The following is a 9,261-nucleotide window of genomic DNA, read 5'->3' on the forward strand; positions in this document are numbered from 1 at the left end:
TCTTGGGGGGGAGCCGCCCTGCCAGCATCGAAATGCGACATGCTTGAAGTCAAAACCATATCCAAACGCTATGGCGAGACGATCGCGCTCGCGGACGCATCGATCGCGTTTCGGGCGGGAACCATCCACACCATCCTGGGCGAGAACGGTTCGGGCAAGAGCACGATGGTCAAGCTGTTGTCCGGCATCGTCCAGCCGGACAGCGGCGCGATCCTCCTGCACGGCAAGCCGTTCTCGGGCGCCAACCCCTCGGCCTTCCAGGCGCAAGGCTTCGCCACGGTGTTCCAGGAGGTGCTGATCGCGCCGGATCGCAGCGTGACCGACAACATCCTGCTCGGCCTCGACGGGCTGGTCCGGCGCGCTGTGCCCCGCAACGAGCGCCGTGACCGGGCGAAAGCTGCGCTTAAGCGCTTCGCGGTCACCGACGTCCCTCTCGACATGCCAGCCGGCCTGCTGCCGCTCGCCGCGCAGCAATTGGTCGTCCTTGCTCGCGCGATCGTGCGCAACCCAAAGATCCTGATCCTCGACGAGGTCACCGCCGCGCTCGACTTCGCCGATCGCGAATCCGTTTTTTCGTTGATGCGTGCGCTTGCCGGCGAGGGCTGCCTGATCCTGTTCATCACCCACCGCATGGACGAGGTGATGTCGCTTTCGGATCGCATCTCGATCCTGCGGGGCGGCAGCGTGGTGCGCACCGAAGAGCGCGGCGCTTCGACGCCGGCTGAGCTTCTCAAGACAATGGCGCCACGTACCGCCGCGGAGCTTGCGCATGGCTGATCGCACCGCTCTCGAATTTGGTGGTCTTGCCGTTCGCGAACTCGTCATCGCGCCCGGCGCCAGCCCGATCACGCAGGCAATCGCTCCGGGTGAGATCGTCGGGCTTGCCGGCCTCGATGGTCATGGCCAGGAGCTGTTTCTCAAGATGCTTGCTGGCCTGGAACCGCCGCATGGCGGCTCGATCGAACTCGGTGCATCGGATGCGTCCCGCAAGATCACCGGGTTTCGCAAGGCTGTCGCCAGCGGCATCGCCTATTTGCCGCGCGACCGACGCGCCAACGGCATTTTCCCGACGCAGTCGGTGCTCGACAACTTCGCCGTTTCGACTCTGTCGCGCGACACACGGCTCGGCCTGATCAGCCCGGCGGCGCGCAAGGCGCGCTACGACATCTACCGCGAAAAACTGTCAATCGCCGCACCCCGGCCCGATGCGCCGATCACCACTTTGTCGGGCGGCAACCAGCAGAAGGTGCTGCTGGCGCGGGCCTTGGCGCTGGAGCCCGCGATCCTGCTCCTCAACGATCCGACGCGTGGCGTCGACGTGGCGACGCGGCATGTTCTCTACGACGTGTTTCGCTGGCTGGCGGCCGACGGCATGGGGCTCGTCATCCTGTCCAGCGAAATCGAGGAGATTCTTCTCCTGTGCCAGCGCGTGCTGGTGTTCCGTGAGAATGAAGTCGCGGCCGAGATCGCCGGCAACGCGCTCACCACCGACGGCGTGATATCAGCCATGTTCGGACGTGCGGCATGAGCCCTGTTGCGCGCCTCCTGTCCCTTGGACGAAATTTCGGCTTCGCCGTCGTGCTGCTGGTCGTGCTGCTTGCGGTCAATCTCATCCTCAGCCCGGGACGGTTCCAGCCGGGTTCCTGGGGGGCGCTGGTCGGATTGGCGGCGCCCTTGATCGGTGCTGCCATCGCCTCAACGCCTGTCATCCTCGCCGGGCGTGGCGGAATCGACATCTCGGTCGGGCCATTGATGGGCTTTGTCAACGCTTTGACGATCCAGGTGCTGTTCCTCGGCACCGGCATCTCGTCGCCCTTGGTGCTCGTTCCGGCGGCGTTGCTCGTCGGCGCGCTGGTGGGCGCGGCGAACGGCTTCCTGGCGACAATCGTGCGCATTCAGCCGATCGTCGCCACGCTCGGCACCTATCTGATCCTGACCGGCGTGACGCTGACAATCCTGCCGGCGCCGATCGGCCCAGCGCCGGCCTGGCTCAAGGCGCTGTCCGGCCCGCTGTCGATGCTGCCGCTGGCACTGATGTTCATTGCCTGGTGGCTGGTGCGGCGCACACCATACTACGACCAGCTTATGGCGGTCGGCAGCGACGACCGCGCCGCCTACACCGCCGGTGTCGATGTCACGCGCGTGCGCTTCATCGCCTATGTCATGACCGGCATCCTCGGCGGATGCGCCGGGCTGATGCTGACCGCGCTGATCGGCTCCGCCGACCCCAACATAGGGCCGACCTACACGCTGATCGCCATCGCTGCCATAGCGCTCGGCGGCGTCAGCCTGGCCGGCGGCCGTGGTGGCGTGGCGGGTGCCGCCGTCGGCGCCATCGACATCTTCCTGCTGCAGAGCGTGCTGACGACGTTCAACGTCTCGACCTTCGTGCTGCAGATCGCCTACGGCGCGATCCTGGTGCTGGCGGTGATGCTGACAGCGCTGCAGGAACGTCTTGCCATGGGGAGACGCTGACATGGTTTTGCGCCAAAACCTCTTCGCGACAACCAACGCCCGTGTCGTCGGCGCCTTCTGCGTCGCCGCCCTTCTGCACCTTGCCGGCACAATTCTCATTCCCGGCTACTCGGCGCCGTTTGCGATACGGGCCATGCTGGTGCTCGCCTCGCTGCTCGCCGTGGCCTCGATTGGCCAGACGCTGGTCGTCATCATGGGCGGCATTGACCTTTCGATCCCCTTCGTCATCGGCTTTGCCAATGTCGTGGCGGCGCAGCTTTATGGCGATGGCTGGAACTTTTTTCTCGTCTGCGGCCTGGTCGGCGCGCTGGCGCTCGTCATCGGCGGGCTGAACGGGCTGATCTCGCGCAGCCTCGACATCCAGCCGCTCATCGTCACGCTCGGAATCGGCATGGTCGTGCAAGGGCTGGTGCTGCTGTGGACAGCCGGCTTCCCGTCAGGCTCCGCGCCACAAGCGGTTTCCAGCTTCGTCTCGATCGGCGGATCGGCCGGCCCGCTGCCGGTGCCGTGGCTGGTGCCAAGCCTGGTCGTGCTGGCGGCGCTGGTCGTGCTGGTGCTGGAGCGGACGCCCTATGGCCGCCGGCTCTATGCGTTGGGCAGCAATCCGGGAGCGGCGCCGCTGGCGCTGATCGATCCGGTTCGCATGTGGGTCATCACCTATGCAGCAAGCGCCTTCTTCGCCGCTGTCGCGGGCGTGCTGCTGCTCGGCTTCACCGGCTCGGCCTATGGCGATGTCGGCCAGCCCTATCTGTTCCAGACCATCGCAGCGGTCGTTGTCGGCGGCGCAGCACTGGTCGGCGGTCGGGGCAGCTATCTCGGCACGATCGCCGGCGTGCTGGTGCTGACCGAGATCAACACGCTGCTCATCGGCCTCGGCTTCCAGCCCGCGGCGGTGCAGGCCGCGCTCGGCTTCGTCATCGTGCTGCTGGTTTCGCTCTATGGCCGCGAACGGCACGTCTCGGCAACCATCTGAAAGGACTTGTCAGTCGAGCCGCCACAGCTTGCGGGCATTGCCGGACAACAGCCTGTCGCGCTCGTCAATGCTGCAGCCTGACAGCAATGCATGGCTCGCCGCCACCCAGGTCGACAGGCCGCCGCCTAGCGTGCAGACCGGCCAGTCGCTGCCCCAGACGACGCGGTCCCAGCCGAATGAATTGATGGTGTGCTCGACGTACGGCCGCAACGTCTCGACCGTCCAGCTGCCGGCATCGGCATAGGCGACGACACCGGAAATCTTGGCCATGACATTCGGGCGCCGGGCGATCTCGCTCATATGCTCGCGCCATGGATGTTCCCTGTTGCCCTTGATGTCGGGCACGCCGCAATGGTCGAGCACGAACGTCACATCGGGTGCCAGGTCGGCAAGCACGATAGCCTTGGGAATCTGGTGCGGCAGCACGACGAGATCGAAGGTCAGGCCGGTGCCGCCAAGCCGCTTGATGCTGTCGCGGAACACCGCACCTTCCGAGAGCTCGTCGGGCGCGACATGAAGGACGCGGCGAAAGCCCCTTACGAACGGGTTTGCCCGCTGCCGTTCGAGATAGGCCGCGAAGTCTCCTTCCTCAGGACGGCAGGACGCGATCACCCCGGCCAGCATGCTGCCGGGCTGCCGTGACAGTCCTTCCACACGAGCCGTCTCGGCTTCGATGTCGGCCGGATCGACATCGACCTCCATATGCAGCACGCGCTCGACGCCGACACGCTGCGCCTCCGTCGCGTAGTCTTCATAAGAGAAATCGCGGTTGAGCGCCGGCACGCCGGCGAGCCAAGGATAGCGCAGGGCCGAGCGATCGATGAGGTGAAGATGGGTGTCGATGATCATGGCGAGGCTCCTCCCTCTGGTTTTTCAAATCATCTCACGAGAGAATTCTTCATTCAAATAAGAATTCACACCGATGAGCCGACTGCTGATCCAGCAAGGTGCGACAGCTTTTCACACGTTGCCAGCAACAGTTCGATTGTCCTGGTGATATCGGGTGCGGAAGGCGCGTTGACCACCGTGATGTAGGGAATCGACAGCGCGGCGATCGCCTTGCCGTCGGAACTGCGCACCGGGGCCGACAGGTTGAAGACGCCGGCTGTCTGCATCGAAGCCATCATCTCGTAGCCACGATCGCGGATCTGGTCGAGACGGGTGAAGAACTCGCTCGATTGCGCCGTCTTGTCGGTGCTGCGGACGTGTTCGGAAATCATCATCTGGCGCTCTTCCGGTGAGCGGAAGGCGAGCAGCACATGTCCCGAGCCGGTATCGAATAGACTGATATGGGAGCCGACCCGGATCGATATGCCCCAGTAGTTCGGTGCTTCCTGCTGACCGATGACGACGGCAGAACCACGATCAAAAACAACGAGTTGGTTGGCCTGCTGCGATGTCTCGGCAAGCTCACGCATCAGCGGCGTCGCATAGGAGACCAGCCGCCGTACCGGCGCGTGCAGCTGTGCCAGGCCGAACAGCTTGAGCGTCAGCGAATAGCGGTCGCCGTCGAGGCGCGTGACGTAGCCACGCCGCACCAGCCGGTCCAGCATGCGATAGAATTCGTTGGGACTGCGGTCGAGTTTCTTGGCGATTTCGGCCTGGGTCAGGCCACCGTCGACGCCCGCCAGCAGTTCAAGGATATCGAGCCCCTTGTCGAGCGCCGGCGCGCGATAGCGCTCGTCTTCGCTGTCGTCCATGGGCTCATCCTCCAGTGAATTTCGCCCTTCATATACGCAGGAACGTGCGCGGCGGAAACAAATTTCGCCTTGACGTGTCTATGAATGTTTTGTTTGTATATGAATGTAGCACTTCTTGTCATCAGACGAGTTGCGGTCGCCGCGAAGGCGGCGCCAAGGGAGGATACCAATGAACAGACTGCTTTCCGGCGTGTGCGCCGGCGCATTGTTGCTCGCGTCAGGTGCAGGCGCTGCTCTTGCCGGCGACCTGCCCGGCAAGTTCGAAGGCGTGACCGTCGACGTGAAGCTGATCGGCGGCCAGCAATATGAAAAGCTCTACGAACGGATCCCGGAATGGGAGAAGGCGACTGGCGCCAAGGTCAACATCCTGACCAAGAAGAACGGCTTCGACATCGACAAGGAGCTCAAGTCGGACATCGCCTCGGGCAGCACCAACTGGTGCGTCGGCTGGAACCATTCCTCCTTCGCGCCGCAATATACCGGCCTCTACACCGACCTCAGCAAGTTGCTGCCGAAGGAAGAGATCGACGCCTTCGTGCCGTCGACGATCAAGGCGGCAACCATCGACGGCAAGCTGGAGATGCTGCCGCGTGCGCAGTTCGACGTTTCGGCGCTCTACTACCAGAAGAGCCTGTACGAGAACGCCGACAACAAGACCAAGTTCAAGGCGAAATACGGCTATGACTTGGTGCCGCCGGACACCTGGAAGGAAGTCACCGACCAGGCCGAGTTCTTCGCCAACCCGCCCAATTTCTACGGCACCCAGTTCGCCGGCAAGGAAGAGGCGATCAACGGCCGCTTCTACGAGATGGTCGTCGCCGAGGGCGGCCAATATCTCGATAAGGACGGCAAGCCGGTCTTCAACTCCGAGGCCGGCATCCGGGCGCTCGACTGGTTCGTCAACCTCTACAAGGCCAAGGCCGTGCCGGCCGGCACCACCAACTATCTCTGGGACGATCTCGGCCAGGGCTTTGCGTCCGGCACTGTCGCCATCAACCTGGATTGGCCGGGCTGGGCCGGCTTCTTCAACGATCCGAAGTCGTCGAAGGTCGCCGGCAATGTCGGCGTCAAAGTCGCGCCGAAGGGTTCGTCCGGCAAGCGCACCGGCTGGTCCGGCTTCCATGGCTTCTCGGTGACCGAGAACTGCCCGAACAAGGAGGCCGCGGCTTCCCTGGTTTGGTGGCTGACCAACGAGGACAGCCAGAAGCTCGAGGCCGCCGCCGGTCCGCTGCCGACCCGCACCGCGGTCTGGGACTGGGACCTGAAGCAGGCCGAAAACGATCCTTACAAGAAGGAGGTTCTTACCGCTTTCCAGGAAGAGGCCAAGCACGCCTTCGCCGTGCCGCAGACGCCTGAATGGATCGAGATCTCGAACGCCGTCTATCCCGAGCTGCAGGCGGCGATCCTCGGCGACAAGACCTCGAAACAGGCACTGGATGAAGCCGCCGCCAAGGCGACACAAATCCTCCAGGACGCCGGCAAGCTCTAGCAACGGCTCCCAGGGCTGCCTCCCCCATCAGCAATGGGGGAGGCGATCGCGTTGCGCGGGATGCCAGCGGTTTACGCTAACCCTTCGCGCCCAGCCAACGCACCGCCGTCCAAATACAAACACTCAAGGATTCTGATGAAGGGCTTCAAGCCATCCGCGCCATTCCTGCTGCTGCTTCCGGCCATGATCGTGCTGGCGGCGGTGGTGGTGGTGCCGCTGCTTCTGTCGCTCTATTCGAGCTTCACCCCGTTCCGCCTGACGCGGCCCGAAACGTTCTACGTCTTCATCGGCATCCGGAACTATCTTTCGATCCTGTCCAACACCGACTTCTGGTGGGCCTTCGGTCGCACGGTTCTGCTGCTGACCATCGCGCTCAATCTCGAAATGCTGCTCGGGCTCGGCCTCGCCATGCTCGTCGAGAAGGCGACGCGCGGCCAGCGCATCCTGCGCACGCTGATGATGTTTCCGATGATGTTCTCGCCGATCCTGGTCGGCTTCCAATTCAAGTTCATGTTCAACGACAATATCGGCCTGGTGAACAATGCGCTGCAGTCGCTCGGCATCAAGCGAGACGCCATACCGTGGCTGATCGAGGGCCATCTCGCCTTCATCGCCATCTCGATCGCCGAGATCTGGTCGTCGACGGCGATCTTCGCCATCCTGATCCTCGCCGGCCTGCTCGCCATGCCCAAGGAGCCGATCGAGGCGGCGCGGGTCGACGGCTGCACGCCGTGGCAGACATTCCGCTATGTGACGTGGCCATTCGTCATGCCCTTCGCCTACATCGCCATGACCATCCGTTCGCTCGACGTCGCGCGCGCCTACGACATCGTCAAGATCATGACCGATGGCGGACCGGCGGGCCGCACCGAACTGCTATGGACCCTGGTGGCCCGCACCGCCTACAGCGATGGGCGCATGGGCATGGCCAACGCCATGGCCTATTTCTCGATCCTGCTGTCGATCGCCTTCACCGTCTACTTCTTCAACAAGCTCGCCGCGGCGCGCACGCAGATCGGTGCAGAGTGGTGAAGATGGACGAGAATTCTTCCGCCCGCCTGAAGCGCCGGCTGCTCGGCATCGTCTATCGCCTTGGCCTGTTCCTGGCGATGCTGACGATCTGCCTGCCGGGCCTGTGGATCGTGCTGTCGTCGCTGCGGCCGACGGTCGAGATCATGGCAAAGCCGCCGGTCTGGATCCCGCAGGAGATCTCGTTCGACGCCTATGTCGCGATGTTCTCAGGCATCGGCAAGGGCGGCATCCCGGTGATCGAATATTTCCGCAACTCGCTGATCATCTCGGTGACCTCGACGGTCATTGCGGTGGCCATCGGCATGGCCGGCGGCTATGCGTTCGCGCGTTATCGATTTCGCGGCAAATCGAGCGTCTTCCTCGGCCTGATGCTGACGCGCACCGTGCCGGGCATCGCGCTCTCGCTGCCGCTGTTCTTCCTCTATGTGCGGCTCGGCATCATCGACACCCATTTCGGGCTGATCCTCGCCTATGTCGCGCTCAACGTGCCGTTCACCATCTGGCTGATCGACGGCTTCTTCCGCCAGGTGCCCAAGGACCTCGCGGAAGCAGCGCAGATCGATGGCTGCACGCGCTGGCAGGCGTTCTGGCAGGTCGAGTTTCCGCTCGCCGGACCGGGCATTGCGTCGGCCGCGATCTTCGCCTTCCTGACCTGCTGGAACGAGTTCGCGCTGGCCTCGCAGCTGACCCGCTCGGTGAGCGCCAAGACGCTGCCGGTCGGCCTGCTCGACTACACGGCCGAGTTCACCATCGATTGGCGCGGCATGTGCGCGCTGGCCGTGGTGATGATCATCCCGGCGCTCACCCTCACCTACATAGTCCAGAAACACCTTGTCGGCGGCCTGACCTCCGGCGCGGTGAAAGGCTGATCCCATGGCAACCGTTACCCTCACCAAGCTGACCAAGCGCTACGGCACTATTGGGATCGTGCACGGCATCGATCTCGACATTGCCGACCGCGAGTTCATTGCGCTGGTCGGCCCGTCCGGCTGCGGCAAGTCGACGACGCTGCGCATGATCGCCGGGCTGGAGGAAATCAGCGCCGGCTCGATCGAGATCGGCGGACGCATCGTCAACGATTTGCCGCCACGCTCGCGCAACATCTCGATGGTGTTCCAATCCTATGCGCTCTATCCGCACATGACGGTGCGCGAGAATCTCGGCTTCTCCCTGAAGATCGCCGGCGCCGCCAAAGAAGACATGGACCGCCGCGTCGCCGAGGCCTCGGCCATCCTCGGCCTCGACACGTTGCTCGACCGCCGCCCGTCGCAACTGTCCGGCGGTCAGCGCCAGCGCGTCGCCATGGGCCGCGCCATCGTGCGCGATCCAGACGTCTTCCTGTTCGACGAGCCGCTTTCCAATCTCGACGCCAAATTGCGCACGCAGATGCGCACCGAGATCAAGAAGCTGCATGCCAAGGTGCAGTCGACGGTGATCTACGTCACCCACGACCAGGTCGAAGCGATGACGCTGGCCGACCGCATCGTCATCATGCGCGACGGCCATATCGAACAGGTCGGCACGCCCGACGAGGTCTTCCGGCGGCCGGCGACGCGCTTCGTCGCCGGCTTCATCGGCTCGCCGCCCATGAA

The 9,261-nt window shown here is 63.9% G+C and carries 10 protein-coding genes; 8 read left to right on the forward strand and 2 right to left on the reverse strand.

The features are described 5' to 3' along the window. Positions 1-39: 39 nt before the first annotated feature. Genes EN914_RS13285 through EN914_RS13300 form a run of 4 tightly spaced genes read left to right on the forward strand, consistent with a single transcriptional unit; the run spans position 40 to position 3,448 of the window. Positions 40-777, forward strand: coding sequence for an ATP-binding cassette domain-containing protein (locus EN914_RS13285; RefSeq protein ID WP_013533018.1), 738 nt, complete (start codon positions 40-42; stop codon positions 775-777). Further along, positions 770-1,528, forward strand: a complete 759-nt coding sequence (locus EN914_RS13290) for an ATP-binding cassette domain-containing protein (protein ID WP_024502498.1) — start codon at positions 770-772, stop codon at positions 1,526-1,528. Before EN914_RS13285 ends, EN914_RS13290 begins: the two co-directional genes overlap by 8 nt. Then, positions 1,525-2,475, forward strand: coding sequence for an ABC transporter permease (locus EN914_RS13295; RefSeq protein WP_024502497.1), 951 nt, complete (start codon positions 1,525-1,527; stop codon positions 2,473-2,475). The genes EN914_RS13290 and EN914_RS13295 overlap by 4 nt, the downstream gene beginning before the upstream one ends. 1 nt (position 2,476) lies before the next feature. Continuing rightward, positions 2,477-3,448 (forward strand): ABC transporter permease, encoded by a 972-nt coding sequence (locus tag EN914_RS13300; protein ID WP_013533021.1) that lies wholly within the window; start codon positions 2,477-2,479, stop codon positions 3,446-3,448. Between the two features lie 9 nt (positions 3,449-3,457). On the opposite strand, the gene EN914_RS13305 is transcribed toward EN914_RS13300, so the two are convergent. Together EN914_RS13305 and EN914_RS13310 are read right to left on the reverse strand one after the other, a co-directional pair. Beyond that, the gene (locus EN914_RS13305) at positions 3,458-4,297 is read right to left on the reverse strand and encodes an amidohydrolase (protein ID WP_024502496.1); all 840 of its coding nucleotides are present in this window, start codon (positions 4,295-4,297) and stop codon (positions 3,458-3,460) included. Between the two features lie 65 nt (positions 4,298-4,362). Further along, a complete protein-coding gene (locus EN914_RS13310) occupies positions 4,363-5,148 on the reverse strand; it encodes an IclR family transcriptional regulator (protein WP_013533023.1) in 786 nt (261 codons plus the stop codon). Between the two features lie 169 nt (positions 5,149-5,317). Between EN914_RS13310 and EN914_RS13315 the strand changes: the two genes are divergently transcribed. The 4 genes from EN914_RS13315 to EN914_RS13330 all read left to right on the forward strand — a co-directional run. Then, the gene (locus EN914_RS13315; RefSeq protein WP_024502495.1) at positions 5,318-6,637 is read left to right on the forward strand and encodes a sugar ABC transporter substrate-binding protein; all 1,320 of its coding nucleotides are present in this window, start codon (positions 5,318-5,320) and stop codon (positions 6,635-6,637) included. A 135-nt stretch (positions 6,638-6,772) separates the two neighbouring features. Further along, positions 6,773-7,669 carry a carbohydrate ABC transporter permease gene (locus EN914_RS13320; protein WP_024502494.1) on the forward strand — a complete coding sequence of 299 codons (897 nt, stop codon included), beginning with the start codon at positions 6,773-6,775 and terminating at the stop codon, positions 7,667-7,669. A 2-nt stretch (positions 7,670-7,671) separates the two neighbouring features. Next, positions 7,672-8,538: a carbohydrate ABC transporter permease gene (locus tag EN914_RS13325; RefSeq protein ID WP_032898889.1), complete on the forward strand. Its 867-nt coding sequence runs from the start codon at positions 7,672-7,674 to the stop codon at positions 8,536-8,538. 4 nt (positions 8,539-8,542) lie between these two features. Beyond that, positions 8,543-9,261, forward strand: a 719-nt coding sequence (locus EN914_RS13330) for an ABC transporter ATP-binding protein (RefSeq protein ID WP_127389113.1), incomplete at its 3' end; no start/stop codon positions are given.

The sequence above is a fragment of the Mesorhizobium sp. M7A.F.Ca.CA.001.08.2.1 genome (assembly GCF_003998455.1).
GTDB lineage: Bacteria > Pseudomonadota > Alphaproteobacteria > Rhizobiales > Rhizobiaceae > Mesorhizobium > Mesorhizobium ciceri.